Origin of the sequence: Streptomyces sp. NPDC006259 (assembly GCF_042870975.1) — a bacterium.
GTDB lineage: Bacteria > Actinomycetota > Actinomycetes > Streptomycetales > Streptomycetaceae > Streptomyces.
Genome location: NZ_JBIAHY010000001.1, coordinates 265,736 through 291,097, shown reverse-complemented (window position 1 = coordinate 291,097; position 25,362 = coordinate 265,736). Strand labels below are relative to the sequence as shown.

Annotated in this window: 19 protein-coding genes and 2 pseudogenes; 12 read left to right on the top strand and 9 right to left on the bottom strand. The window is 72.9% G+C overall.

Features of this window, described 5'->3' with window-relative positions; genetic code table 11:
• A pseudogene (locus ACFYO5_RS01300) lies at positions 1-358 on the bottom strand (hypothetical protein); the annotation flags it as partial.
• Positions 355-1,359 (bottom strand): ADP-ribosylglycohydrolase family protein, encoded by a 1,005-nt coding sequence (locus tag ACFYO5_RS01295; protein WP_388702835.1) that lies wholly within the window; start codon positions 1,357-1,359, stop codon positions 355-357. The gene ACFYO5_RS01295 and the pseudogene ACFYO5_RS01300, both read right to left, overlap by 4 nt.
• Before the next feature lie 289 nt (positions 1,360-1,648).
• On the opposite strand from ACFYO5_RS01295, the gene ACFYO5_RS01290 reads away from it, so the two are divergent.
• The 4 genes from ACFYO5_RS01290 to ACFYO5_RS01275 all read left to right on the top strand — a co-directional run bounded on the left by ACFYO5_RS01290 (position 1,649) and on the right by ACFYO5_RS01275 (position 9,699).
• Complete coding sequence (locus ACFYO5_RS01290) at positions 1,649-2,380, top strand: VIT1/CCC1 transporter family protein (RefSeq protein ID WP_356558812.1); 732 nt, start codon at positions 1,649-1,651, stop codon at positions 2,378-2,380.
• Between the two features lie 384 nt (positions 2,381-2,764).
• The gene (gltB, locus tag ACFYO5_RS01285) at positions 2,765-7,360 is read left to right on the top strand and encodes a glutamate synthase large subunit (protein WP_388702832.1); all 4,596 of its coding nucleotides are present in this window, start codon (positions 2,765-2,767) and stop codon (positions 7,358-7,360) included.
• Positions 7,353-8,816, top strand: coding sequence for a glutamate synthase subunit beta (locus tag ACFYO5_RS01280; RefSeq protein WP_388702830.1), 1,464 nt, complete (start codon positions 7,353-7,355; stop codon positions 8,814-8,816). Before gltB ends, ACFYO5_RS01280 begins: the two co-directional genes overlap by 8 nt.
• Positions 8,817-8,970: 154 nt before the next feature.
• A complete protein-coding gene (locus ACFYO5_RS01275; RefSeq protein WP_388702828.1) occupies positions 8,971-9,699 on the top strand; it encodes a vWA domain-containing protein in 729 nt (242 codons plus the stop codon).
• A gap of 107 nt (positions 9,700-9,806) precedes the next feature.
• On the opposite strand, the gene ACFYO5_RS01270 is transcribed toward ACFYO5_RS01275, so the two are convergent.
• Both ACFYO5_RS01270 and ACFYO5_RS01265 read right to left on the bottom strand, forming a co-directional pair.
• Positions 9,807-10,748, bottom strand: coding sequence for an acyl-CoA dehydrogenase family protein (locus tag ACFYO5_RS01270; RefSeq protein WP_388702825.1), 942 nt, complete (start codon positions 10,746-10,748; stop codon positions 9,807-9,809).
• A complete protein-coding gene (locus tag ACFYO5_RS01265; RefSeq protein WP_388702822.1) occupies positions 10,748-11,887 on the bottom strand; it encodes an acyl-CoA dehydrogenase family protein in 1,140 nt (379 codons plus the stop codon). Before ACFYO5_RS01265 ends, ACFYO5_RS01270 begins: the two co-directional genes overlap by 1 nt.
• A 49-nt stretch (positions 11,888-11,936) precedes the next feature.
• On the opposite strand from ACFYO5_RS01265, the gene ACFYO5_RS01260 reads away from it, so the two are divergent.
• The 3 genes from ACFYO5_RS01260 to ACFYO5_RS01250 are packed head-to-tail and all read left to right on the top strand — an operon-like array spanning position 11,937 to position 14,584.
• Positions 11,937-12,728, top strand: a complete 792-nt coding sequence (locus tag ACFYO5_RS01260) for an SDR family oxidoreductase (protein ID WP_388702819.1) — start codon at positions 11,937-11,939, stop codon at positions 12,726-12,728.
• 21 nt (positions 12,729-12,749) lie between these two features.
• Entirely contained in the window at positions 12,750-13,385 is a 636-nt protein-coding gene (locus tag ACFYO5_RS01255; protein ID WP_388702817.1) for a TetR/AcrR family transcriptional regulator, read from the top strand.
• Between the two features lie 41 nt (positions 13,386-13,426).
• Positions 13,427-14,584 (top strand): acetyl-CoA C-acetyltransferase, encoded by a 1,158-nt coding sequence (locus ACFYO5_RS01250; protein ID WP_388702814.1) that lies wholly within the window; start codon positions 13,427-13,429, stop codon positions 14,582-14,584.
• Positions 14,585-14,817: 233 nt separating this feature from the next.
• Here the strand turns inward: ACFYO5_RS01250 and ACFYO5_RS01245 are convergent, their stop codons facing one another.
• From ACFYO5_RS01245 to ACFYO5_RS01230, 4 genes are read right to left on the bottom strand one after another with little or no spacing between them, the layout of a single operon-like run.
• Positions 14,818-15,861, bottom strand: coding sequence for an NAD(P)H-dependent flavin oxidoreductase (locus ACFYO5_RS01245; RefSeq protein ID WP_388702811.1), 1,044 nt, complete (start codon positions 15,859-15,861; stop codon positions 14,818-14,820).
• A complete protein-coding gene (locus tag ACFYO5_RS01240) occupies positions 15,861-16,580 on the bottom strand; it encodes a CoA-transferase subunit beta (RefSeq protein WP_388702809.1) in 720 nt (239 codons plus the stop codon). The genes ACFYO5_RS01245 and ACFYO5_RS01240 overlap by 1 nt, the downstream gene beginning before the upstream one ends.
• Complete coding sequence (locus ACFYO5_RS01235) at positions 16,577-17,413, bottom strand: CoA transferase subunit A (RefSeq protein WP_388702807.1); 837 nt, start codon at positions 17,411-17,413, stop codon at positions 16,577-16,579. Before ACFYO5_RS01235 ends, ACFYO5_RS01240 begins: the two co-directional genes overlap by 4 nt.
• Positions 17,406-18,155, bottom strand: coding sequence for an enoyl-CoA hydratase family protein (locus tag ACFYO5_RS01230; RefSeq protein ID WP_388702805.1), 750 nt, complete (start codon positions 18,153-18,155; stop codon positions 17,406-17,408). The genes ACFYO5_RS01235 and ACFYO5_RS01230 overlap by 8 nt, the downstream gene beginning before the upstream one ends.
• Positions 18,156-18,208: 53 nt before the next feature.
• Here ACFYO5_RS01230 and ACFYO5_RS01225 point away from each other — a divergent pair, with 53 nt between their 5' ends.
• Positions 18,209-18,958 (top strand): SDR family oxidoreductase, encoded by a 750-nt coding sequence (locus ACFYO5_RS01225; protein ID WP_388702803.1) that lies wholly within the window; start codon positions 18,209-18,211, stop codon positions 18,956-18,958.
• Position 18,959: 1 nt separating this feature from the next.
• A complete protein-coding gene (locus ACFYO5_RS01220) occupies positions 18,960-19,865 on the top strand; it encodes an SDR family oxidoreductase (RefSeq protein WP_388702800.1) in 906 nt (301 codons plus the stop codon).
• 82 nt (positions 19,866-19,947) lie between these two features.
• Here ACFYO5_RS01220 and ACFYO5_RS01215 read toward each other — a convergent pair whose 3' ends face one another.
• Entirely contained in the window at positions 19,948-20,844 is an 897-nt protein-coding gene (locus tag ACFYO5_RS01215) for a hypothetical protein (protein ID WP_388702798.1), read from the bottom strand.
• A gap of 158 nt (positions 20,845-21,002) precedes the next feature.
• Here ACFYO5_RS01215 and ACFYO5_RS01210 point away from each other — a divergent pair, with 158 nt between their 5' ends.
• The 3 genes and pseudogenes from ACFYO5_RS01210 to pepN all read left to right on the top strand — a co-directional run bounded on the left by ACFYO5_RS01210 (position 21,003) and on the right by pepN (position 25,213).
• The gene (locus tag ACFYO5_RS01210; protein WP_356558782.1) at positions 21,003-21,338 is read left to right on the top strand and encodes a chorismate mutase; all 336 of its coding nucleotides are present in this window, start codon (positions 21,003-21,005) and stop codon (positions 21,336-21,338) included.
• A 694-nt stretch (positions 21,339-22,032) separates the two neighbouring features.
• Positions 22,033-22,574 (top strand): annotated as a pseudogene (locus ACFYO5_RS01205) (two-component system response regulator).
• A gap of 155 nt (positions 22,575-22,729) precedes the next feature.
• Positions 22,730-25,213 (top strand): aminopeptidase N, encoded by a 2,484-nt coding sequence (pepN, locus tag ACFYO5_RS01200; protein ID WP_388702795.1) that lies wholly within the window; start codon positions 22,730-22,732, stop codon positions 25,211-25,213.
• Positions 25,214-25,362: the final 149 nt, after the last annotated feature.

Below are 25,362 nucleotides of genomic sequence, written 5' to 3'. Positions count from 1 at the left end.
GCTTTGCCGTGGCGGTGCGGTTCGTGGCGGCCGTGTCCCGGATGGTCGCGGGACCGGTGGGCTTCGCCGTGGCGGTGCGGTTCGTGGCGTCTGCGTCCTCGACGGTCGCGGGACCGGTCGGCCGCACCGTGGGCGTGCGGCCCGTGGCGTCTCCGTCGTCGGCGGCCGGGGGGCCGGACGGCTCCGCCGTGGGCGTGCCGTTCGCGGCGCCCGTGCCCGCACCCGTGCCGGCACCTGCACTCGCACCCGTGCCCGCACCCGTGCCGGTGTCGGCGCCCGTGCCCGTCTCGTCCGTCGGCGGTGGCAGGGTCGCCGGGCCGCCCGTTGCTCCCTCGGCCCACGGGCCCGGCGGCCTCATGCGGCCGCTCCCGGCACCAGGAGGTCGGCCACGTCCAGGACGTGGTGGCCGGACATCGACGGCAGACAGCTGCCGCGGGCCGGGCCGATGGCCGCCGCCCAGTGCGGGGGGATCGCCGAGACGCCCTGGCCGGCGCCGGCCAGGGCGCCCGCCACCGCGGCCGTCGTGTCGGCGTCGCGGCCCATGTTGACGGCCGTGAGGACGGCCTGGACGAAGTCGCCGTCGGCCGCCGCGTACGCGCCGAAGGCGAGGGCGACCGCCTCGGGGGCCAGGTCGGTCCAGGGGTAGCCGCCGATGACGACGGCGGAGCGGACCGCGCGTTCGCCGCGGTGGGCCACCGCGACCGCGCGGCGCAGGGAGCGGGCCGTCCAGGAGTCGTCGGGGATCACGGCCAGGGCGGCGGCGACCACGGCGACCGGCGGCGCTCCCGCCATCGCGGCCGCGACGCCCGCCGCGACCGCCCGGCCGCCGTGGATGCCCTCGCCGTCGTGGCTCACCGAGCCGTCGATCGCCACCAGGCGGGCCGCCTCGGCCGGGCGGCCCGCGGCGAAGACGCCGAAGGGGGCCGCGCGCATCGCGAGGCCGTCGCTCCAGGCGTGCCGGTGCTGGGCGGAGATGGGCGCGGCCAGGCCCCGGCGCAGGTTCTCCAGGGTGCCGCGTTCGCTGAAGCCCGCCCCGCGGAACGGTCCCTCGTCGAGGTCGGCGATCCACCGGTGCCAGGCCGCCTCCACGTCGGCGGGGGTCAGCGCGGAGCCGTGCCGGGCCAGCAGGAGACCCGAGAAGATCGCGTACTCGGTGTCGTCGGTGCCGGCCGGGTGGTCGGCGACGTAGCCCGTGATCCGGCCCCAGCGGGCCCGGATCTCGGAGGGCTTGAGGTTCTCGGCCGGTGCGCCGAGGGCGTCGCCCACGGCCAGGCCGAGCAGCGCGCCGCGGGCCCGGTCGCGCAGGCCGGTGGCGTCCCCCGGCGTGGGGACCGGGGGCATGCAGGCGGTCGATGCCATACGGGGCCTCTCCTCCGGGGGCCGCGCACGGGTGCGGAGCCCTTTGCGGATGTGTCCCACCGTCGGCGGTTGACCTGAGCCTGCGAAGCCTCCATATCACCCGGTCGACATCTGTGCAGCCTCCCGATCGAATGAGCGTGCTCGGGTAAAACCGCAGGTTAGCGGAGCCTTTCCTTGCTGGCGGGAAGGAATGGGCGGGCATAGTCTGGGTGTTGTCAAAGAATGGAATGAGTCCAAAAGGCCTGTCCGGGCGACGTCCGGGCGGCGCGGAGACCCTTGGAGAACAGGCATGGCTCTCATCGAGACCGAGGCGGCGCTGCACGAGGCGCACCGCGACAATCACACCCACCGCGATGTGAACGGCGGTTGGCTGCGGCCGGCCGTCTTCGGCGCGATGGACGGCCTGGTCTCCAACCTCGCTCTGATGACCGGTGTCGCCGGGGGAGCGGTCGAGCGGCAGACCATCGTCCTCACCGGTCTCGCGGGCCTGGCCGCCGGCGCCTTCTCGATGGCCGCCGGAGAGTACACCTCCGTCGCCTCGCAGCGCGAACTCGTCGAGGCGGAACTCGACGTCGAGCGCCGGGAGCTGAGAAAGCACCCGAAGGACGAGGAGGCCGAGCTGGCCGCGCTCTACGAGGCCCGCGGCGTCGAGCCCGCTCTGGCCCGTCAGGTCGCCTCGCAGCTGTCGCGCGATCCCGAGCAGGCGCTGGAGATACACGCCCGCGAGGAGCTGGGCATCGACCCCTCCGACCTGCCCTCGCCGCTGGTGGCCGCGGTGTCCAGCTTCGGCTCCTTCGCGCTGGGCGCGCTGCTGCCCCTCCTGCCCTATCTGCTCGGCGCGACCGTGCTGTGGCCGGCCGTGCTGCTCGCCCTGCTCGGACTGTTCCTGTGCGGTGCCGTGGTGTCCCGGGTGACCGCGCGGACCTGGTGGTACAGCGGGCTGCGCCAGCTCGTCCTCGGTGGTGCGGCGGCCGGTGTGACGTACGCCCTGGGCACTTTCTTCGGAACGGCCGTAGGATAGATCGGCTGCTACTTATGCGATGGGCCGCATAAGTAGCCGTTACTCGCTGGTTTCGAACGCTTAACCACCGGGCATGAGCCGTACGCGCTGCGGGCAATGACGCCCGCGACGCACCCGCTGGGTGGGCTACGACGCCCGCTCCGCCCCCCTGCGGACCGACGGACACCGATCCGACCGAGGGTGTCCGGTCCGGTCCCCACACACTTTTCAGCCGCCCGTGCGGCACCCCGCCGCCACCCCACGGCGTCCGCATGTTGGAACGGAGTATCCGGTTCCCGAGAACCGCTCCATCATGTAACCTGCACGAAATTTTGCGTTACGCAGAGGGCCAACGTCGTCCCTTCGCCAGCAGATATGCCACTTGAGACGACGACGGGAGAGCCGATGCGTACGCCGCGCCAGCCGTCCCAGCATTCCGCGAATGGCCAGAACTGGTCTTTCATGGATGCTCGCCCTGCTGCGCAGGGTATGTACGACCCCCGCAACGAGCACGACGCCTGCGGCGTCGGCTTCGTGGCCAACCTCACCGGCGAGGCGAGCCACACGCTGGTCGAGCAGGCGCTGACCGTTCTGCGCAACCTCGAGCACCGCGGCGCCACCGGCTCCGAGCCGGACTCCGGCGACGGCGCGGGCATCCTCACCCAGGTCCCCGACGCGTTCCTGCGCGAGGTCACCGGGTTCGAGCTGCCCGAGGCCGGCGGTTACGCCGTCGGCATCGCCTTCCTGCCCGAGGACGGCCTCCAGGACGCCATCTCGCGCATCGAGACGATCGCCGCCGAAGAGGGCCTGACGGTCCTCGGCTGGCGCGAGGTCCCGGTCGCCCCCGAACTCCTGGGCGCCACCGCCCGCTCGACGATGCCCGCCTTCCGCCAGGTCTTCGTGACCGACGGCGCCTCGAAGGGCATCGACCTCGACCGCGCCGCGTTCGTGTTGCGCAAGCGCGCCGAGCGCGAGGCGGGCGTCTACTTCCCGTCGCTGTCCGCGCGCACCATCGTCTACAAGGGCATGCTGACCACCGGCCAGCTGGAGCCCTTCTTCCCGGACCTGTCCGACCGCCGCTTCGCCTCGGCCGTGTCGCTCGTCCACTCGCGCTTCTCGACGAACACCTTCCCGTCGTGGCCGCTCGCCCACCCGTACCGCTTCGTCGCGCACAACGGTGAGATCAACACCGTCAAGGGCAACCGCAACTGGATGGCGGCCCGCGAGTCGCAGCTCGTCTCCGACCTCTTCGGGGACCAGGAGCGCATCGACCGCGTCTTCCCCATCTGTACGCCGGACGCCTCCGACTCGGCGTCCTTCGACGAGGTGCTCGAGCTGCTCCACCTCGGTGGCCGCTCGCTGCCGCACTCCGTGCTGATGATGATCCCGGAGGCGTGGGAGAACCACGACTCCATGGACCCGGCCCGCCGCGCCTTCTACCAGTTCCACTCCAACCTGATGGAGCCCTGGGACGGCCCGGCCTGCGTCACCTTCACCGACGGCGTCCAGGTCGGCGCGGTCCTCGACCGCAACGGTCTACGCCCCGGCCGCTACTGGGTCACCGACGACGGCCTCGTCGTCCTCGGCTCCGAGGTCGGCGTCCTCGACATCGACCCGGCGAAGGTCGTCCGCAAGGGCCGCCTCCAGCCCGGCCGGATGTTCCTCGTCGACACCGCCGAGCACCGCATCATCGAGGACGACGAGATCAAGGCCCAGCTCGCCGCCGAGAACCCCTACGCGGAGTGGCTGGAAGCCGGCGAGATCGAGCTGAGCGACCTGCCCGAGCGTGAGCACATCGTGCACACGCACGCCTCGGTCACCCGCCGCCAGCAGACCTTCGGCTACACCGAGGAAGAGCTGCGCATCCTGCTCGCGCCGATGGCCAAGGCCGCCGCCGAGCCGATCGGCTCCATGGGCACCGACTCGCCGATCGCCGCGCTGTCCTCGCGCCCGCGGCTGCTCTTCGACTACTTCACCCAGCTGTTCGCGCAGGTCACCAACCCGCCGCTGGACGCGATCCGCGAGGAACTGGTCACCTCCCTGCGCTCCGCGCTGGGCCCGCAGGGCAACCTGCTCGAGCCGAGCGCCGCGTCCTGCCGCTCCGTCGTGCTGCCCTTCCCGGTGATCGACAACGACGAGCTGGCCAAGCTCATCCACATCAACGCCGACGGCGACATGCCCGGCTTCAAGGCCGCGACCCTGTCCGGCCTCTACCGGGTGCACGGCGGCGGGGACGCGCTGGCCGCGCGGATCGAGGAGATCTGCGTCGAGGCCGACGAGGCCATCGCCAACGGCGCCCGCCTCATCGTCCTGTCGGACCGCCACTCCGACGCCGAGCACGCGCCGATCCCGTCGCTGCTGCTCACCGCGGCCGTCCACCACCACCTCATCCGCACCAAGCAGCGCACCCAGGTGGGCCTGCTGGTCGAGGCCGGCGACGTCCGCGAGGTCCACCACGTCGCCCTGCTGATCGGTTACGGCGCCGCCGCGGTCAACCCGTACCTGGCGATGGAGTCCGTCGAGGACCTGCTGCGCGCGGGCACCTTCCTCGACGGCATGGAGCCCGAGCAGGCGATCCGCAACCTGATCTACGCCCTCGGCAAGGGCGTCCTGAAGGTCATGTCCAAGATGGGCATCTCGACCGTCGCCTCCTACCGCGGCGCCCAGGTGTTCGAGGCCGTCGGTCTCGACGACGCCTTCGTCGCGAAGTACTTCAACGGCACGGCCACCAAGATCGGCGGCGTCGGCATCGACGTCATCGCCAAGGAGGTCGCGGCCCGCCACGCCAAGGGCTACCCGGCCAGCGGCATCGCGCCGGCGCACCGCGCGCTGGACATAGGCGGCGAGTACCAGTGGCGCCGCGAGGGCGAGCCGCACCTGTTCGACCCGGAGACGGTCTTCCGCCTCCAGCACTCGACGCGTGCCAACCGCTACGACATCTTCAAGAAGTACACGGACCGCGTGAACGAGCAGTCCGAGCGCCTCATGACGCTGCGCGGCCTGTTCGGCTTCAGCTCGGGCCGCCAGCCGATCTCCATCGACGAGGTCGAGCCGGTCAGCGAGATCGTCAAGCGCTTCTCCACCGGCGCCATGTCGTACGGCTCCATCTCCAAGGAGGCGCACGAGACCCTCGCCATCGCCATGAACCAGCTGGGCGGCAAGTCCAACACCGGTGAGGGCGGCGAGGACGCGGACCGGCTGTACGACCCGGCGCGCCGTTCGTCGATCAAGCAGGTCGCCTCCGGCCGCTTCGGCGTGACCTCCGAGTACCTGGTCAACGCGGACGACATCCAGATCAAGATGGCGCAGGGCGCCAAGCCCGGCGAGGGCGGCCAGCTGCCCGGCCACAAGGTCTACCCGTGGGTCGCCAAGACGCGTCACTCGACGCCGGGCGTGGGCCTGATCTCCCCGCCGCCGCACCACGACATCTACTCCATCGAGGACCTGGCCCAGCTGATCCACGACCTCAAGAACGCCAACCCGCAGGCCCGCATCCACGTGAAGCTGGTCTCCGAGGTCGGCGTCGGCACGGTCGCGGCCGGCGTGTCCAAGGCCCACGCGGACGTGGTGCTCATCTCCGGCCACGACGGCGGTACCGGCGCCTCCCCGCTGACCTCGCTGAAGCACGCGGGCGGTCCCTGGGAGCTGGGCCTCGCCGAGACCCAGCAGACCCTGCTGCTCAACGGCCTGCGCGACCGGATCGTGGTGCAGACCGACGGGCAGCTGAAGACCGGCCGTGACGTGATCATCGCTGCGCTCCTCGGCGCCGAGGAGTTCGGTTTCGCGACCGCGCCGCTCGTCGTCTCCGGCTGCGTCATGATGCGCGTCTGCCACCTCGACACCTGCCCGGTCGGCATCGCCACCCAGAACCCGGTGCTGCGCGACCGGTTCAACGGCAAGGCCGAGTACGTGGTGAACTTCTTCCAGTTCATCGCGCAGGAGGTCCGCGAGCTCCTCGCCGAGCTGGGCTTCCGCTCGATCGAGGAGGCCGTCGGCCACGCCGAGGTCCTCGACGTCGAGCGTGCCGTCGACCACTGGAAGGCCCAGGGCCTGAACCTGGAGCCGCTGTTCCACGTGCCGTCGCTGCCCGAGGGCGCCTCGCTCCACCAGGTCGTCGAGCAGGACCACGGCCTGGAGAAGGCGCTCGACAACGAGCTGATCAGGCTCGCCGCCGACGCGCTGGCCGCGGACTCCGCGACCGACGCCCAGCCGGTCCGCGCCCAGGTCGCGATCCGCAACATCAACCGCACGGTCGGCACCATGCTCGGCCACGAGGTGACGAAGAAGTTCGGTGGCGCGGGCCTGCCCGACGACACCATCGACATCACCTTCACCGGCTCGGCCGGCCAGTCCTTCGGCGCCTTCCTGCCGCGCGGCGTCACGCTGCGCCTGGAGGGCGACGCCAACGACTACGTCGGCAAGGGCCTCTCCGGCGGCCGGGTCGTCGTCCGCCCGGACCGGGGCGCCGACCACCTCGCCGAGTACTCGGTGATCGCCGGCAACACCATCGCCTACGGCGCGACCGGCGGCGAGCTGTTCCTGCGCGGCCGGACGGGCGAGCGGTTCTGCGTCCGCAACTCCGGCGCGACGGTCGTCTCGGAGGGCGTGGGCGACCACGGCTGCGAGTACATGACCGGCGGTCACGCGGTGGTCCTCGGCGAGACGGGCCGCAACTTCGCGGCCGGCATGTCCGGCGGCGTCGCCTACGTGATCGACCTGAACCGCGACCACGTCAACGTCGGCAACCTCGGCGCGGTCGAGGCGCTCGACGACACGGACAGGGCCTGGCTGCACGACGTGGTGCGCCGCCACGCCGAGGAGACCGGCTCGACGGTCGCCGAGAAGCTGCTCGCCGACTGGTCCACGTCCGTGGAACGCTTCAGCAAGATCATCCCCAGCACGTACAAGGCAGTGCTCGCCGCCAAGGACGCCGCCGAGCGAGACGGTCTCTCCGAGACCGAGATCACCGAGAAGATGATGGAGGCGGCGACCAATGGCTGATCCCAAGGGCTTCCTCAACCACGGCCGCGAGGTCGCCAAGTCCCGCCCCGTCGAGGAGCGCGTCAAGGACTGGAACGAGGTCTACGTCCCCGGCTCGCTGCTGCCGATCATCGGCAAGCAGGCCAGCCGGTGCATGGACTGCGGCATCCCGTTCTGCCACAACGGCTGTCCGCTGGGGAACCTGATCCCCGAGTGGAACGACTTCGCCTACCGCGAGGACTGGTCGGCGGCCTCCGAGCGCCTGCACGCCACGAACAACTTCCCGGAGTTCACGGGCCGGCTGTGCCCCGCTCCGTGCGAGTCGGCGTGTGTGCTCGGCATCAACCAGCCGCCGGTCACCATCAAGAACGTCGAGGTCTCGATCATCGACAAGGCGTGGGAGACCGGTGACGTCGCCCCGCAGATCCCGGAGCGGCTGTCCGGCAAGACGGTCGCGGTCATCGGCTCGGGCCCGGCGGGTCTCGCCGCCGCCCAGCAGCTGACCCGGGCGGGGCACACCGTCGCCGTCTACGAGCGCGCGGACCGCGTCGGAGGCCTCCTGCGGTACGGCATCCCCGAGTTCAAGATGGAGAAGCGGCACATCAACCGCCGTATCGAGCAGATGCGCGCGGAGGGCACCCGCTTCCGTACCGGCATCGAGATCGGCCGCGACCTCAAGGCCACCGACCTGAAGAAGCGGTACGACGCCGTCGTCATCGCCGCCGGCGCCACGACCGCCCGTGACCTCCCGGTCCCCGGCCGTGAACTCAAGGGCGTCTACCAGGCCATGGAGTATCTGCCGTTGGCCAACAAGGTGCAGGAGGGCGACTTCGTGGCGCCCCCCATCTCGGCCGAGGGCAAGCACGTCGTGGTCATCGGCGGTGGCGACACCGGTGCCGACTGCGTGGGCACCGCCCACCGCCAGGGCGCGGCCTCGGTCACCCAGTTGGAGATCATGCCGCGGCCGAACGAGGACCGGAACCCGGTCGCCCAGCCGTGGCCGACGTTCCCGATGCTCTACAAGGTCACCAGCGCGCACGAGGAGGGCGGCGAGCGGGTCTACTCCGTCTCCACCACCCACTTCGAGGGCGACGAGGACGGCAACGTCCAGTGGCTGCACCTCACCGAGGTCGAGTTCGTCGAGGGCAGGCTGACCCAGAAGCCGGGCACGGAGCGCAAGATCCCCGCCCAGCTGGTCACCCTCGCCATGGGCTTCACCGGCACCGACCGGGAGAACGGCCTGGTCGAGCAGTTCGGCCTGGAGCTGGACGAGCGCGGCAACATCGCCCGCGACGCCGACTTCCAGACCAATGTGCCGGGCGTGTACGTCGCCGGTGACGCCGGCCGCGGCCAGTCCCTCATCGTGTGGGCGATCGCGGAGGGCCGCTCGGCCGCCCGCGGCGTCGACCGCTTCCTGACCGGCGTCAGCGACCTGCCGGCCCCGATCCGGCCGACCGACCGTTCCCTGATGGTCTGACGGCCGGTCACCAAGCGTCCCGTACAAAGGCGTACGGGCGGGATGTCCGGGGGCTCGCCCCCGGACACCCCCCGAGACGGCGTCTGCCCCACTGTCCCCGACCGGACGACCGGGCAGGCGCCGCCGCATGTCCCGGTGTGGGAAGGTGTGGCGCATGGTCGCGATCAGTCTCAGCAAGATCCAGGAGACGGCACCCGCGCTGGTCAGCCTGTACAAGAGCGCCGGGGTGTCCCTCACGAAGCACGGCCTGGACGGGCAGCGGGCCGCCGTCTACCTGGTCGTGGACTACTCGGGGTCGATGAAGCCGTACTACGGGGACGGCAGCGTGCAGGCGCTCGCCGACCGGGTCCTCGGTCTGTCGGCGCATCTCGACGACGACGGGCGGGTGCCGGTGGTGTTCTTCTCCACCGACGTGGACGCCGTCACCGACATCGCGCTCGCCGACCACCAGGGGCGGGTGGACCGGATCGTGGCCGGTCTCGGGCACATGGGCAGGACCAGCTATCACCTGGCGATGGACGCGGTCATCGACCACTATCTCGACAGCGGTGCCCGCGAGCCGGCTCTCGTCGTCTTCCAGACCGACGGCGGGCCCATCAACAGACTCGCCGCCGAACGGTATCTGTGCAAGGCGTCGACGCTGCCGCTGTTCTGGCAGTTCGTCGGGTTCGGGGACAAGGACAGCAAGCAGTTCGACTTCCTGCGCAAGCTCGACGACCTGCCCGTGCCCCGGAAGCGGGCCGTCGACAACGCCGGCTTCTTCCACGCGGGCGCCGATCCGCGCGGGATGTCGGACGCCCAGCTGTACGACCGGCTGGTGGGCGAGTTCCCCAAGTGGCTGGTGGCGGCGCGGGCGCAGGGCATCGTGGGCCCGCGCCGCTGATCCGCGCCGCTCATCAGGGCCGCCGAGCCGGGCGGCTGAGATGGACGGCTGAGCTGGGCCGCCGAGTCGGGCGGCTGATCCGCTCCGCGCTCACGCGGACCGCGGAGTCAGGCCGTGGAGAGGACGTCGTCGCGGCACTCCCGCGGGGTGCCCCAGGCGGTCCGCAGGGCACGGGCCCTGGTGAGCCAGAGCGACAGGTCGTACTCCGCGGTGTAGCCGATCGCGCCGTGCAGATGCAGCGCGGTCCGGGCGGTGGTGTACGCCGCCTCGCAGGCCGCGACCTTCGCCGCGGCCACGTCCGCCGGGTCCATGGTGAGGGCGGCGCCGAGGACGAGGGGGCGGGCGAACTCCAGCGCGATCTTCGCGTCGGCCAGCCGGTGCTTCACCGCCTGGAACGACCCGACGGGGACCCCGAACTGGGTGCGCCGGCCGACGTGCGCGACCGTGCGGTCCAGGAGCGCCAGGCCGACGCCGAGGGCCTGGGCCGCGGTGGTGAGACGGGCCAGGGCCGGCGCGTGCGGCGCGGGCGGGGCGAGGAGTTCGCCGCCCGGCAGCAGCGGGGTGAGGCGGCGGGCCGGGTCCAGGGAGCCGCGCACCGGGCCGTGGCCGGGGGCCAGCCGAAGACCGTCGGGGGAGAGGGAGAAGCGGTGCGTGGCCGCGTCGCCGTCCAGCGCGAGGAACCCCTCGCGGCTGAGGGTGGCCGTGCTGCGCCCGGCGGCGATACCGGGCAGGAACCGCTTCGCATGACCGGTGCCCCCCAGCAGCGAGGCCACCGTGACCGTCTCCACCAACGGTCCCGGCACCGCGTGGCGTCCCAACTCGACGAAGGCGACGGCCAGTTCGAGCGGCCGCAGCCCCAGGCCGTCATACTCCTCGGGGACCGCCAGCGCGAACACCCCGGCCTCCGCGACGCGACTCCACAGCGCCCGTCCGCGTCCGTGCTCGCCACGGCTCCAGTCCCGGATCGCGGCGGGGGTGTCGGAGGCGCCGAGCAGAGCGTCCAGCGAGCGGGCGAAGTCCCGCTGTTCGGAGTCGAGGAGGAAGCGCATCAGCGGCGCCCCTTCGGCAGGCCCAGCAGGCGCTCGGCGACGATGTCGCGCTGGATCTCGTTCGTGCCCGCGTAGATCGGGCCGGCCAGCGCGAACACGTACCGCTCGGTCCAGTCCGTGTCCGCGAACTCGCCCTCCTGGCCCAGGAGATCGAGGGCCGTCTCGTGCAGCGCGAGGTCGTAGTCGGACCAGAAGACCTTGTTCAGGCTGGACTCCGGGCCCAGCGGCTCGCCCGTCAGATACCGGGACGCCGCCGCGAAGGTGAACAACTGGTAGGCGCGGGCGCCGATCAGTGCGTCGGCGACCTTCTCCCGCGCCCACTCGGGGCTGCCCCGGTCCCGCCACAGCGCCCGCAGTCGGTCGGCGCTCGCCAGGAAGCGACCGGGGGAGCGGAGCGTGAGCCCCCGCTCGTCGGCCGCCGTCGCCATGGCGATCCGCCAGCCCCGGCCGGGCTCGCCGATCACGTCCTCCTCGGGTACGAAGACCTCGTCCAGGAAGATTTCGGCGAACGCCGGCTTCCCGTCCAGCCGGCCGATCGGACGGACCGTGACACCGGGGGCGCGCAGGTCGAACATGACGTAGGTCAGCCCCTGATGGGGTTTCGGGGCGTCCGGGTCGCTGCGGAACAGGCCGAAGGCGCGGTCGGCGAAGGCCGCCCGTGAGGACCAGGTCTTCTGGCCGCTCAGGAGCCAGCCGCCGTCCGCGCGCACCGCCCTGGACCGCAGGGACGCCAGGTCGGAACCGGCCTCCGGCTCCGACCACGCCTGCGCCCAGACCACCTCGCCGGTGGCCATCGGGGGCAGGACACGGATGCGCTGCTCCTCGGTGCCGTGGGCGAAGAGGGTGGGGGCGAGCAGGCTCACGCCGTTCTGCCCGACGCGGCCGGGGGCGCCCGCCGCGTGGTACTCCTCCTCGAAGACCAGCCGGCCGATCAGACCGGCGTCCCGGCCGCCGTACCGCTGCGGCCAGTCGACCACCGACCAGCGGTCCGCTGCCAGTTCGGCCTCCCACGCGCGGTGCGCGGCGAAACCCTCCGCCGTCTCCAGGGAGGGCGGCGGCACCGCCGGCACGTGTGCCGCGAGCCAGGCGCGGGCGTCGGCCCGGAAGGCCTCCTCGTCGCGCGTGAACCCGAGATCCATGACCCGACCCACCTTCCCTAACAAGTGTTTGGTAGGTTAGCGTGCTGCCATGACAGACGTCGAGAGTCCGTCGTACGTGCCGGGACACGGGCTGCTGCGCGGGCGTACCGCCGTGCTCACCGCCGCGGCCGGCGCGGGCATCGGCGGCGCGACCGCGCGGCGCTTCCTGGAGGAGGGCGCACGCGTCCTGATCAGCGACGCGCACACCCGGCGGCTCAAGGAGCACGAGGCCGCGCTGGCCGCCGAGTTCGGCGCGGCGGCGGTCGCGGCGGTGCCCTGCGACGTCACCGACGAGGACCAGGTGCGCCGGCTGTTCGGCGCGGCCGTCGACGCCCACGGTCGCCTGGACGTCGTCGTCAACAACGCGGGGCTCGGCGGGACCTCGGCGCTCGCCGACATGAGCGACGAGCAGTGGTCCCGGGTGCTGGACGTGACCCTGACGGGGACGTTCCGGTGCGTGCGGGCGGCGCTGCGGCACTTCCGCGACCAGGACGGCGGCGGCGTGATCGTCAACAACGCCTCCGTCCTCGGCTGGCGCGCCCAGGCCGGGCAGGCGCACTACGCCGCCGCCAAGGCCGGTGTGATGGCGCTGACCCGGTGCGCGGCGGTCGAGGCCGTGGCCTACGGGACGCGGGTCAACGCCGTGGCGCCGAGCCTGGCCATCCATCCCCACCTGGCGAAGGTCACGTCCCCGGAACTGCTGGAGGAACTCACCGCCCGCGAGGCCTTCGGGCGGCACGCCGAGCCCTGGGAGGTCGCCAACGCGATCGTCTTCCTCGCCTCCGGCTACTCCTCGTACCTGACCGGCGAGGTCGTGTCGGTCAGCGGACAGCGGGCCTGAGGCGGGGGCGACAATGTGCGCGTGCCTACGAAGAAGAAGTCCCAGGTGACCGCGGCGGAGCCGACCGCGGCCGCCGCCGCGCGCGACCGCCGCGGCGAACTCCTCTCCACCGCCGCCGAGGTCTTCGCCGAGCAGGGCTACAACGCCACCACGGTCCGCAAGATCGCGGACCACGCGGGCCTGCTCGCGGGCAGCCTCTACTACCACTTCGACTCCAAGGAATCGATGCTGGAGGAGATCCTGCGCACCTTCCTCGACGAGCTGTGGGACGGCTACGACACCGTCCTGGCCGCCCGCCTCGGCCCGCGCGAGACCCTCGAAGCCCTGGTCACCGAGTCGTTCCGGGAGATCGACCGGCACCGCGCCGCCGTGGCGATCTACCAGAAGGAGAGCAGGCAACTCGTCGCGCAGGAACGGTTCGCGTTCCTCGCCGAGTCGCAGCGCAGGTTCGAGAAGGCGTGGCTGTCCACGCTGGAGCAGGGGGTCGCCGCCCGGGTCTTCCGGGCCGACCTCGACGTCCGTCTCACCTACCGGTTCGTGCGGGACACGGTGTGGGTCGCCGCCTCCTGGTACCGGCCCGGCGGACAGCACAGCCCGGAGGAGATCGCCCGGCAGTACCTGTCGATGGTGCTGGACGGGATCGCCGTACGCACCTGACCCGCACGCACGCCACCCAACGGGGAGTCTGGGGAGTCGCCATGGCCGAGGCCTACATCGTCGAAGCGGTCCGAACGCCCGTCGGGCGGCGCGGGGGAGGGCTCGCCGGGGTCCACCCGGCCGACCTCGGCGCCCATGTGCTCAAGGAACTCGTCGCGCGCTCCGGCATCGACCCGGCCGCCGTCGAGGACGTCGTGTTCGGCTGTCTGGACGCCGTCGGACCGCAGGCCGGGGACATCGCCCGGACCTGCTGGCTGGCCGCCGGACTGCCCGAGGAGGTGCCGGGCGTGACCGTGGACCGGCAGTGCGGGTCCTCGCAGCAGGCCGTGCACTTCGCCGCGCAGGCCGTGCTGTCCGGCACCCAGGACCTGGTCGTCGCGGGCGGCGTGCAGAACATGTCCCAGATCCCGATCGCCTTCGCCACCCGGCAGGCCGCCGAACCGCTGGGCCTCACCCAGGGCCCCTTCGCCGGCAGCGAGGGCTGGCGCGCCCGCTACGGCGACCGGCCCGTCAACCAGTTCGCCGGCGCCGAGATGATCGCCGCGAAGTGGGGCATCACCCGGCAGGACCAGGAGGAGTTCGCGCTGCGCTCCCACCGGCGGGCGCTGCGGGCGATCGACGAGGGCCGTTTCGTCCGGGAGACCGTCGCCCTCGGCCGGACCACCGTCGACGAGGGGCCGCGCCGGGACACCTCCCTGGAGAAGATGGCCGCGCTGAAGCCCGTCCTCGACGGCGGGACCGTCACCGCCGCCTGCTCCTCGCAGGTCTCCGACGGCGCCGCCGCCCTGCTGCTCGCCTCGGCACACGCCGTCCGCGAGCACGGGCTGCGGCCCCGCGCCCGCGTCCACCACCTCTCGGTGCGCGGCGAGGACCCCATCCGCATGCTGACCGCGCCGATCCCCGCCACCGCGCACGCCCTGAAGAAGACCGGCCTGTCCGTCGACGACCTGGACCTCGTCGAGATCAACGAGGCCTTCGCGCCGGTGGTGCTGGCCTGGCTGAAGGAGACCGGCGCCGACCCCGCCCGGGTCAACGTCAACGGTGGCGCGATCGCCCTCGGCCACCCGCTCGGCGCCACCGGTGCCCGGCTGATGACCACCCTGCTGCACGAACTGGAGCGCACCGGCGGCCGGTTCGGCCTCCAGACCATGTGCGAGGGCGGCGGTCAGGCCAATGTGACGATCATCGAACGGTTGTGAGGGACGGGCCGTGCCATGTCGTGCGGCCCGCAGTCAGGCAGCGTTCAGGGGCGTCCGAAGTTCGAGTGGGTGCCGATTCGGCGCCAGACGACATACGGCCCTCGGTCCTGCGTGGGTGCGCCGTAGGGGAACGTGGCCCTGCCGTCCGGCGCCCAGGACATCTGGAGGAAATCCGTCCTGGCGTCCTGGTGTCCCGTCGCTCCGGTGTCCCGGAGCCCGGTCGTCGTGCAGTCCTACCCGTTCAGGAAGCGAAGGACCTGCCCGGCCTCTCGCATCACGCGCTCCACCAGCTCCGTACAGGAAGGCAGGTCGTCGATCACGCCGGCCACCTGCCCCGAGGCCATCACGGCCAGGTCCGTACGTCCCTCGACCATCGAGGCGCGCAGCAGCATGGGGGTGTTGGCGGCGAGCAGGACCTGGCTCCAGGACAGATCCTTGCCGTGTCTCATGGTGAGGCCCTCGCGGATCATCGCGGGCCAGGTGAGGCCGGACAGCCTCCGCAGGCCGGCGGCTCGGCGGACCGCGCGGGCCAGGGATCTCGTACGGCCCGCTCCCTCCAGGGCGTCGACCAGGTCCGTGCGGAGCATGCGATGAGGCAGTCCGTCCACGGCGGTCGTCACCGTGACGTCCTTGACCGTCGCCGCCAGGTACCGGGCCTTCACGGCGTCCGGCACCGTCGAGTCCGACGTCAGCAGGAACCGGGTGCCCATCGCGATCCCCGACGCGCCGTACGCCAGCGCGGCGACCAGGCCGCGCCCGTCGAAGAAGCCCCCCGCCGCCACGACGGGAATGTCCACGGCGTCCACGACCTGCGGCAACAGCACCGTCGTCGCGACCTCGCCGGTGTGACCACCGCCCTCCCCGCCCTGCACGAGGACGGCGTCCGCACCCCAGGCCGCGACCTTCTCGGCATGCCTGCGGGCCCCCACGGACGGGATCACGACGACGCCCGCCGCCTTCAGCTCCGCGATCAGCCCGGCGGACGGCGCGAGCGCGAAGGACGCGACCCGTACGCCCTCCTCGATCATGATCGCCACCCGCTCACCGGCGTCCGCCGCGTCGGCACGGAGGTTGACGCCGAAGGGCGCGTCCGTGCGGGACCGCACCTCGCGCACCGCCTCGCGCAACTGGTCGAGCGTCATGGTGGCGGACGCCAGGATCCCCAGCGCGCCCGCGTTCGCCGTCGCCGAGACCAGGCGCGGGCCCGCCACCCATCCCATCCCGGTCTGCACGATCGGGTGCCGCACCCCGACCAGCCGGGTCAGCGCCGTCTCCATCAGTGCCCGACCTCACGTGTCCGCGTGTCGGCCGGATCGATCACGTCCCGGATCAGCTCCAGTTCCGGGGCCGTCGGTCGCCGCGTGTACGGCACCTCGTCCGGGACCGTGAGCGTGAACCCGGTCGCCTCCCGCACCTGCGCGACGGTCACGCCGGGGTGCAGGGACGCCAGCCGCATCGACCGGTCCGCGGTGGCGAAGTCGAAGACGCCCAGGTCGGAGACGACGCGCGGGATGCGGTGGTACGGGGCGTCGAGGGCACGGTCGTACCCGACCCCGCAGACCATGTCGACCCGCTCGACGAAGACCCGCCGGGAGTGCCGGGGGACCCAGTAACTGGTCGGGTGATTGAGGGTGTTGACCGGTGCGCCGCGCACACCGAGCAGCTGCCGTCTCGGCTTCTCCCAGTCGCCGATGCAGGAGATGTTCTGGTTGCCGTACCGGTCGATCTGGCTCGCGCCCATCATCACGTGCCGCCGTCCGCCGGTGACCAGCGCCAGGTGCTGCCGGTACGGCAGCCAGCCCTCGACGGCGCCGTCCGGGCCGACCAGGAACGCCTCGCCGTCGGTGAGGAGGAGGTCCGGCGCGAAGGTGCGGCGGGCCAGGCGGGCGCCGATGGCGGGGATCACGCCCATGGGGGAGGCGAGGATCTCACCGGCGTCCCGCCAGGCCTCGGCGCAGGCGATCACGCAGTACTCGGCGCGGGTGACCTCCGTCATGCCCCCTCCCCGACGGCCGACCGCCAGGCCTGCTCGTCACCGGCCAGGTACCGCGCCGCGAACTCGGGCCAGGGCGTGGTCGCGTACATCCTCTGGAAATCCTCGTCCCGTCCGTAGTCGGGCGCGCAGGACGTGAAGTGCGCCCCGTGCGGAGCCTCCACGACACCGGTCACCGTGTGCCGTTTGAGCAGCAGCGTCTGCGGGGGCGCGTCCTTCGTCAGCTCGGCCGTCCCGACGATCCGCTCGCAGGACACGTAGGCCGTGGCCGCCGCCTCGCAGAAGAGGTCGTCGAAGTACGGGTCGGGGCCCAGGTACTGCCCGTTGCCCAGCCGGTCGGCACGGTTGACGTGGACCAGCGCGGCGTCCAGGCGCAGCGCCGGCACCGCCACGAACGTCTCCCCGTCGTCGTAGGGCGAGGTCACCGTCCGCAGCGCGGGGTTGACCCGCATGACGTCCGAGCCGATGCCGGCCCGCACCGGCAGGAAGGGCAGCCGGTGCGCGGCGGCGCGCAGTCCCCACATGAACATCGCCTCGTCGATCTCCGTCAGCTCCACGCCGCCGCGCTCGCGGGCCGCCCGGTAGTGCGGCTCGAGCGGGATCGAGTCGAGGGTGACGAACGGGGCGACCAGCCTGCGGACCCGTCCGGCGGCGACCAGCATGCCGACGTCCGGACCGCCGTACGAGACGATCGTGAGGTCGCCGATCCCTGCCCGGAGCACCGCTCTGACCAGGGCCATCGGCTTGCGGCGCGAGCCCCAGCCGCCGATGCCGAGGGTCATCCCGTCGGCCAGCCGGCCGGCCATCTCGTCGGCGGACATCGTCTTGTCAGCCACCCGCCCCCTCCTTCCCGAACCTGTCACGGACCCGGTCGGCCACCCCGAGCACGCTCGCCTCGAAGGTGAAGCCCTGCTCGAAGCGGTAGCTGCGGCGCACGTCGACCGGGTCGATGCCGTTGATGGCGGCCTTGGCGAGGCGGAGCAGCTCCCCGTCCTTGGCGGCGATCTCGCCCGCCAACTCCAGGGCGCTGGAACGCAGTTCGCCGGCAGGTACGACCCGCCACACCGAGCCGTGCGCGTGCAGCTCGGCCGCGCTCGCCGTGCGGGAGGTGAAGTACAGGGCGCGCATGAGGTGCCGGGGCACCAGCCGGGCGAGATGCGTGGCGGCGCCCAGGGCGCCCCGGTCGAGTTCGGGCAGCCCGAACACGGCGTCCTCGGCCGCCACGATCGCGTCCGCGTTCCCCACCAGGCCGATGCCACCGCCCAGACAGAAGCCCTGCACGGCGGCGACCACGGGCACCTCGCACTCGTACACCGCCGCGAAGGCCTCGAAGCAGCCGCGGTTGGCGGCGACGAGCGCGGCCGCACCGCCCGCCTGGAGTTCCTTGATGTCCACGCCCGCGTTGAAGCCCCGTCCCTCCGCGGCCAGCACCACGCACCGCGCCCGTGGGTCCCGGCCCGCCCCGCGCACGGCGTCGGCCAGCGCGAACCAGCCGTCCGCCGGAAGGGCGTTCACCGGCGGGACGTCGACGGTGACCAACGAAATCCCCTTTTCCGGGGACGAGGTGGAGACACCCATGGAAGCATCAGCTACCTTTCCACCAAACGTTTGTTAGGCGGAAGGTAGCGCGGATGGAGCTGGACGGGAAGGTCGCCGTCGTCACCGGCGGCACCCGCGGCATAGGCGCCGGGATCGCACGCTCCCTCGCGGCCGCGGGGGCCCAGGTCGTCGTCTGCGCCCGTCACCCACCCCGAGTCCCCGTCCCCGGCACGGAGTTCATACCGCTCGACGTGCGCGACGGCGACGCCGTCCACCGCGCCCTCAGCGCCCTGCCCCGACTCGACGTCCTCGTCAACAACGCGGGCGGCGCCCCCCACCGCCCGCTCGCCCGTGCCGACACCGGCCATCACCTGCGCGTCCTGGAACTCAACCTCCTCGCCCCTCTGACGGTGTCCCTCGCCGCCCACGCACACCTGCGCCGCGCCCGCGGCTCGATCGTGATGATCGGCAGCGTCAGCGGGAGCCGCCCCTCGCCCGGCACGGCCGCGTACGGCGCGGCCAAGGCGGGCCTGGAACACCTCGCCCGCTCGATGGCCGCGGAATGGGCGCCGGAGATCCGCGTCAACACCCTCGTCGTCGGCATGGTCCGCACCGACCGCTCCGCCCTGCACTACGGGGACGCCGACGGCATCGCGGCCGTCTCCCGCACCGTCCCGCTCGGACGCCTGGCCGAACCGGCGGACGTCGGCGCCGCGGCCCTCTTCCTCGCCTCCGACGCCGCCGCCTACATCAGCGGGGCGAGCCTCCTCGTCCACGGCGGCGGGGAGCGGCCCGCGTTCCTCGACGCGGCCACGGCCGCACCCGCCGACAAGGAGCCATGACATGAGCGGAATCTGCGCGGGCCGGGTCGTCGTCGTCACCGGCGCCGGCCGGGGCCTCGGCCGCGCCCACGCCCTCGCGTTCGCCGCCGAGGGCGCCCGGATCGTCGTCAACGACCTCGGCGTCGGACTCGACGGCACCCCGGACCCCGGCAGCCCGGCCGCCCGCGTCGTCGACGAGATCCGCGCGGCGGGCGGCCACGCCATCGCCCACGGCGCCGACATCGCCACGAACGAGGGCGCCGCGTCCCTGGTCACGGCGGCCCTGGAGACGTACGGGCGGCTCGACACCCTCGTCAACAACGCCGGTTTCCTGCGCGACCGGATGCTGGTCAACCTCGACGAGGACGACTGGGACGCCGTCGTACGGGTCCACCTCAAGGGCCACTTCCTCCCGCTCCGGCACGCGGCCGCACACTGGCGCGCCGAGGCCGGGGCCGGCCGCACCCCCACCGCCCGGATCGTCAACACGAGCAGCGGGGCAGGCCTGCTGGGCTCGGTCGGACAGGGCAACTACAGCGCCGCCAAGGCCGGCATCGTCGCCCTCACCCTGGTCGCCGCCGCCGAACTCGCCCGCTACGGCGTCCACGTCAACGCCGTCGCCCCCGCCGCCCGCACCCGCATGACGGAACGCGTCTTCGCCACCACCATGGCCGCGCCCGCCACCGGCTTCGACGCGATGGCCCCCGAGAACGTCTCCCCCCTGGTCGTCTGGCTCGGCTCCGCCGCGAGCGACGGCGTCACCGGCCGTGTCTTCGAGGCGGAGGCCGGCCGCATCACCGTCATGGAGGGCTGGCGCCCCGGCCCGACGGCCGACAAAGGGGCCCGGTGGACCCCCGGCGAGGTGGGGGAGGGGGTGCGGAAACTGCTGAGCGAGGCGGAGCGCCCGGGGCGGGTTCACGGAACGTAGGCCGTTCGTCGCGGCGGACCGCGCCGGCACCACCGTCGGGGTCCGGCCCGCCGACCGTGCTTCGCTCCGGGGGCCGGAGGCCTCAGGTGTCACACTCCAGCACCGTCCGGCACAACCCGCACCGCGCCCGCACCCGCCCCCGTACCGGCACCCTGATCCGCTGGAGGCAGGTGGGGCAGGGAAACGTCACCCGCAACGGCCCCCGCGCGTCCGGCACGAAGGCGTACGGAGCACCCGGCGCGGCGGCCGGCGCCGGGGTCTCCTGGGCGTGCCGCCGGTCACGCGCGTAGCGCCGCCGCCCCGCCCACCCCGCGGCCGTCAGCGGCGGCTGCCGCTCGTCCGAGCCGGCCCGCTCCCTGCCCTTCGCGTACGCCGTGTACGCCTGCGCGCTGGTGAACCACGTCGACGGGTCCTCGCCGAAGACCAGCGCCCGCTTGGCCAGCACGTACCCGAACTCCTCCGGCGTCAGATACCCCAGCTTCTGCGAGGAGGAGGCGTCCTCCCGGTAGGCGTCGAGCAGCAGCCACCCGGCGCCCAGATAGGCGGTGGCCGTGTCCGTGAGGATCTCGTTGTCGCGGGTGCCGGGGAACGTCAGATCCACGCGGTGCAGGAAGACATGCGCGATCTCGTGCGCCAGGGCCGCGCCGATGTCCCGCCGATGGGTACGGAACCGGTCGTTCAGCTCGATGAAGTACTCGGGCCCCGCCGTCAGTTCGACGTTGGCCGCGTGCCGCATCTCGCGGAACCCGACGATCATCCGGGCATCCGGCAGCCGGAAGTGCCGCACCAGCTCCCCCGCCACCCGCTGCGCCCCCAGATGCAGGTCGTCGGTGTCGCAGAACGCCACGTCGACGGGGGCGACACTGGTCGCGAACCGGTGGACGGTGTCGTACGACAGCCGTCTGTACAGCGCGGTGACGGCCTCCCGCACCGTGTCCAGGTGTGGATAGCCGTGCTGAACCGGTCCGCCGTTCGCCACGCCCGCACCCCCAAGACGCCGTGCACCCGCTTCCACTGTACGAGGAACCGGTGCCGGCGGGCCCGGCGAGGACCGCCGGGACAGCGCCCCACGAGGCCCCGGCGACGGGGATCACGCGGCCGCCGGCCCTCCGGAGCGACGCACTAGGGTGAACGCTCATGACCACCAGCAACACCGGAACCGGTGACGCCGACCCCGCCGTCCACGAGGAACTCGCCCGGCTGCGCGACAGCATCGACAACATCGACGCCGCCGTCATCCACATGCTCGCCGAGCGCTTCAAGGCCACGCAGCAGGTCGGCCACCTCAAGGCCCGCCACCAGCTGCCGGCCGCCGACCCGGCCCGCGAGGCCCGCCAGATCGCCCGCCTGCGCGCCCTCGCCGAGAGCGCCAAGCTGGACCCGGCGTTCGCCGAGAAGTTCCTCAACTTCATCATCGCCGAGGTGATCCGCCACCACGAGCGCATCGCCGAGGACGCCGTCCACGGCGTCTGACGGCCACGGCCGGTCCCCAAGCCGCCGCACCGGATCCCGACGGGTACGCCGCCGACGGTCCACGGCGTCCGACCGCCGGGGCCGGTTCCACAGGCGCACCCGGCCCGCGTGGGCGCCCCGCGGGCCGTCCACGATGTCCGACCTCGGCCCCCGTGGGTGCCCCGCCGGCCGCCCACGGCGTCCGCGTCCGACCGCCGCCGGTCGCGATACGGCGCACCCGTGCCCTGCCAGGACCCCGCGGACCGTCCACGGCGTCTGACGGCCACGGCCGGTCCCCAAGCCGCCGCACCGGATCCCGACGGGTACCCCGCCGAGGTCCGCGGCGTCCGACCGCCGGGGCCGGTTCCACAGGCGCACCCGGCCCGCGTGGGTAGTCCGCAGGCGGCCCACGGCGTCCGACCGTCTCGGTCGGCCCGCGGACGGGGCACCCGTCTGACCGCTTCGGTCGGTCCCGGACGGCGCACCCGTTCCGGACCGTCTCGGTCGGCCCGCGGACGGCGCGCCCAGGCCCCGCCGAGGCGGGCGCCGTACGCGCCTTCGCGGGTGCCGCGCGTCGGCCGGCGGGCGCCCGCGCGGGAGGACACGCGGGCGAAGGCCGGGCCGCCGTGGGGGCGGCGTCACGGGGCTCCTTCTCCCTCCCCGCGACCGCCGGCCGGTCCAAGCTGGTCGTCCCATCGCGGGAGGGACATCGGTCATGCCGCCGGATGCCAGGATCCTGATCGTGGACGACCACCAGGACACGTGTACGCCCTGGAGAACGCCCTGGCCCCGCTGGGCCACCGCATCGCCCGCGCCACCGACGGCGACGAGGCGCTCAAGCAGGTGCTGCGCGGCCGGGTCGGCCTCCTCGTGCTCGACGTGCGGATGCCCGGCGTCAGCGGCCTGGACGTGGTCCGCTACCTGCGCCGTCTCGAACAGACCCAGCACATACCGGTCATCCTCCTCACCGGCTTCGGCCCCGACCAGGAGCTGACCTCCACCGCGTTCGGCCTCGGCGTCGCCGACCTGGTCATGAAACCGGTCGACCCGCTGGCCCTGCGCACCGAGGTCCGCCACCTCTACGACGCCCACCAGCGCTACGTCGCCCTCCAGGAGGAGACGCGCGCGCTGCGGACCCGGGTGCGGGAAGCCGAGAGGCAGGACCCCCGAGTCCCCGTCCAGCGCGACACGGAGGCCCGCGCGACCGGCCCGTGCAGAACGCCGTCGGCCACCCGCGACTCGTCGCCGAGCGGCTGACCGGGACGTCCATGGGCCCCACGGCGCCGTAGCCCCGACCGGTCGCCGCCACCACCGGAATCCCGCCGTCCGGGCGCCCGCGCGAAGGGTGGACAAACGGCGCGTACCGGATCCGCCCCTGTGCCCGGCCTGCGGTATCGGGCAGCATGGCCTGCATGTCCGTACTGACGCGCGACGAAGCGCAGACCCGTGCCCAGCTCCTCGACGTCCACCGCTACACCGTCGCGCTGGACCTGACCACCGGCGACGAGACCTTCGAGTCCGTCACCGTGATCCGGTTCGCCGCGCGCACGGGCGCCGACACCTTCGTCGAGCTGAAGCCGGCCGAGCTGCGCTCCGTCCTCCTCGACGGCCAGACCCTCGCCCCGGAGACCCTGGACGACAACCGGCTGCCCCTGAAGAACCTCGCCGCCGGCGAACACGAACTGCGGATCGCCGCGAGCATGCGCTACTCCCGCACCGGCGAGGGCATGCACCGCTTCACCGACCCCGCCGACGGCGAGACCTACGTCTACACCCAGATGTTCATGGACGACGTCCAGCGCGTCTTCGCCGCCTTCGACCAGCCCGACCTCAAAGCCGTCTTCGAGCTGTCGGTCAAGGCCCCCGAAGGCTGGACCGTCCTCGCCAACGGCATCACCGAGCACCTCGGCGAGGGCCGCTGGCGGGCCGCCCCCACCCCCCTGATCTCCACCTACCTCGTCGCCGTGGCCGCCGGGCCCTGGCACTCGGTGCGCACCGAACACCGCGACCTGCCCTTCGGCATCCACTGCCGCCGCTCCCTCGCACCCCACCTCGACGCCGACGCCGACGAACTCCTCGACGTCACGCGCGCGTGCTTCGACCGCTACCACGAGAAGTTCGAGGAGCCCTACCCCTTCGACTCCTACGACCAGGCGTTCGTCCCCGAGTTCAACGCCGGCGCCATGGAGAACCCCGGCCTCGTCACCTTCCGCGACGACTTCGTCTACCGCTCCGCCGTCACCGACACCGAACGCCAGACCCGCGCCATGGTCATCGCGCACGAGATGGCCCACATGTGGTTCGGCGACCTCGTCACCCTCAGGTGGTGGGACGACATCTGGCTGAACGAGTCCTTCGCCGAGTACATGGGCTACCAGACCACCGCGGAGGCCACCCGCTTCACCGACACCTGGACCGAGTTCGGCGTCGTGCGCAAGGCCTGGGGCTACGACGCCGACCAGCGCCCCTCCACCCACCCCGTCGCCCCCGAGGACGTCCAGGACACCGCCTCCGCGCTCCTCAACTTCGACGGCATCTCCTACGCCAAGGGCGCCTCCGCCCTGCGCCAACTGGTCACATGGCTCGGCGAGAAGGACTTCCTGGCCGGCATCAACACCCACTTCGCGCGCCACAGGTTCGGCAACGCCACCCTCGCCGACTTCATCGACTCCCTCGCCTCCTCCACCGAGCGCGACGTCCACGCCTGGGCCGACGCCTGGCTGCGCACCACCGGCGTCGACACCCTCACCCCCACCCTCACCACCGAGACCGGCACCTGCGCCCTCACCGTCGAGCACACCGGCAGCCGCCCGCACCGCATCGCCGTGGGCCTCTACGACCAGGACCTCTCCGACGACGAGGGCCGCCTCACTCTGCGCGAACGCCTCGACGTCGACATCCCGCAGAGCGCCCCGCAGCCCATCGGCAAGCCCCCGGCGCTGCTCCTCCTCAACGACGGCGACCTCACCTACACCAAGGTCCGCTTCGACGCCGCCTCCGCGCAGGCCGTCGGCACCAGCCTCTCCCGGCTGCCCGACCCGCTCACCCGCGCCGTCGTCTGGAACGCCCTGCGCGACGCGGTCCGCGACGGCGAACTCGCCCCCGCCGCCTACCTGGAGACCGCCCGCGGCCACCTCCCGCGCGAGACCGACCTGGCCCTCGTCCAGGGCGTCCTCGCCTTCGCCTCCACGCAGGTCGCCGACCGCTACCTCGCCCCCGAGGAACGCCCCGCCGCCCTCGCGACCCTGTCCTCCCTGTGCCGCGACCTCATCCGCCGCACCGAGGACGGCGACCATCCCGGCCTGCGCCTGATCGCCGTACGCCACTTCATCGCCGTCGCCGCCCACCCGGACACCATCGCCGCCTGGCTCGCCGACGGCACGGTCCCCGGCGGACCCGAACTCGACCCCGACCTGCGCTGGCGCGTCCTCGCCCGGCTGGCCGTCCTCGGCGCCACCGACGAAGGCGCCATCGCCGCTGAACTGAAGCGCGACCCCTCCGCCAACGGACGGGAAGGCGCCGCCCGTTGCCGTGCCGCCCTGCCCGACGAGGAGGCCAAGAGGGCGGCCTGGTCCGCGATGTTCGACAGCGACGACCTGTCCAACTACCTCTTCACCGCCACCGCCCAGGGCTTCTGGCAGCCCGAGCAGGCCGACCTGGTACGCCCGTACGTGCCCCGCTTCTACGACGACGCGCTCGCCGTGGCCGCCCGCCGCGGCCCCGCCATCGCGGACGCCGCCGGACGCTGGGCCTTCCCCGCGTACGCCGTCGACACCGAGAGCCTGGCCTTGGGCGAAGCCTGCCTGCGCGAGGCCGACCCGACCCCGTCCCTGCGCCGCAAGCTGGCGGACCAGCTGGACGACCTGGGCCGGGCACTGCGGGTGAGGCAGGGCTGACCACCGCCCCGCCGGGCGCCTGAGGACGGGACCCGTCCACCGGCGGAACCGGCTGGTCCGGGGGCGGCGGCCCCCGGACCGGCCGCGCGACGCCCGGTGGAACCTCCCACTTTCGGGTCCAGAAACCGTACAGCCAGGGCACCTCGTCG

Excerpts from the sequence above, each read along its gene's own strand:
- ACFYO5_RS01220 (WP_388702800.1), top strand. The coding sequence starts at position 18,960 with ATGAGCGGAATCTGCGCGGGCCGGGTCGTCGTCGTCACCGGCGCCGGC.
- ACFYO5_RS01265 (WP_388702822.1), bottom strand. The coding sequence starts at position 11,887 with ATGGATCTCGGGTTCACGCGCGACGAGGAGGCCTTCCGGGCCGACGCC.
- ACFYO5_RS01290 (WP_356558812.1), top strand. The coding sequence starts at position 1,649 with ATGGCTCTCATCGAGACCGAGGCGGCGCTGCACGAGGCGCACCGCGAC.
- ACFYO5_RS01210 (WP_356558782.1), top strand. The coding sequence starts at position 21,003 with ATGACCACCAGCAACACCGGAACCGGTGACGCCGACCCCGCCGTCCAC.
- ACFYO5_RS01225 (WP_388702803.1), top strand. The coding sequence starts at position 18,209 with ATGGAGCTGGACGGGAAGGTCGCCGTCGTCACCGGCGGCACCCGCGGC.
- gltB (WP_388702832.1), top strand. The coding sequence starts at position 2,765 with ATGCGTACGCCGCGCCAGCCGTCCCAGCATTCCGCGAATGGCCAGAAC.
- ACFYO5_RS01230 (WP_388702805.1), bottom strand. The coding sequence starts at position 18,155 with ATGGGTGTCTCCACCTCGTCCCCGGAAAAGGGGATTTCGTTGGTCACC.
- ACFYO5_RS01295 (WP_388702835.1), bottom strand. The coding sequence starts at position 1,359 with ATGGCATCGACCGCCTGCATGCCCCCGGTCCCCACGCCGGGGGACGCC.
- ACFYO5_RS01250 (WP_388702814.1), top strand. The coding sequence starts at position 13,427 with ATGGCCGAGGCCTACATCGTCGAAGCGGTCCGAACGCCCGTCGGGCGG.
- ACFYO5_RS01280 (WP_388702830.1), top strand. The coding sequence starts at position 7,353 with ATGGCTGATCCCAAGGGCTTCCTCAACCACGGCCGCGAGGTCGCCAAG.
- pepN (WP_388702795.1), top strand. The coding sequence starts at position 22,730 with ATGTCCGTACTGACGCGCGACGAAGCGCAGACCCGTGCCCAGCTCCTC.
- ACFYO5_RS01240 (WP_388702809.1), bottom strand. The coding sequence starts at position 16,580 with ATGACGGAGGTCACCCGCGCCGAGTACTGCGTGATCGCCTGCGCCGAG.
- ACFYO5_RS01275 (WP_388702828.1), top strand. The coding sequence starts at position 8,971 with ATGGTCGCGATCAGTCTCAGCAAGATCCAGGAGACGGCACCCGCGCTG.
- ACFYO5_RS01245 (WP_388702811.1), bottom strand. The coding sequence starts at position 15,861 with ATGGAGACGGCGCTGACCCGGCTGGTCGGGGTGCGGCACCCGATCGTG.
- ACFYO5_RS01260 (WP_388702819.1), top strand. The coding sequence starts at position 11,937 with ATGACAGACGTCGAGAGTCCGTCGTACGTGCCGGGACACGGGCTGCTG.
- ACFYO5_RS01270 (WP_388702825.1), bottom strand. The coding sequence starts at position 10,748 with ATGCGCTTCCTCCTCGACTCCGAACAGCGGGACTTCGCCCGCTCGCTG.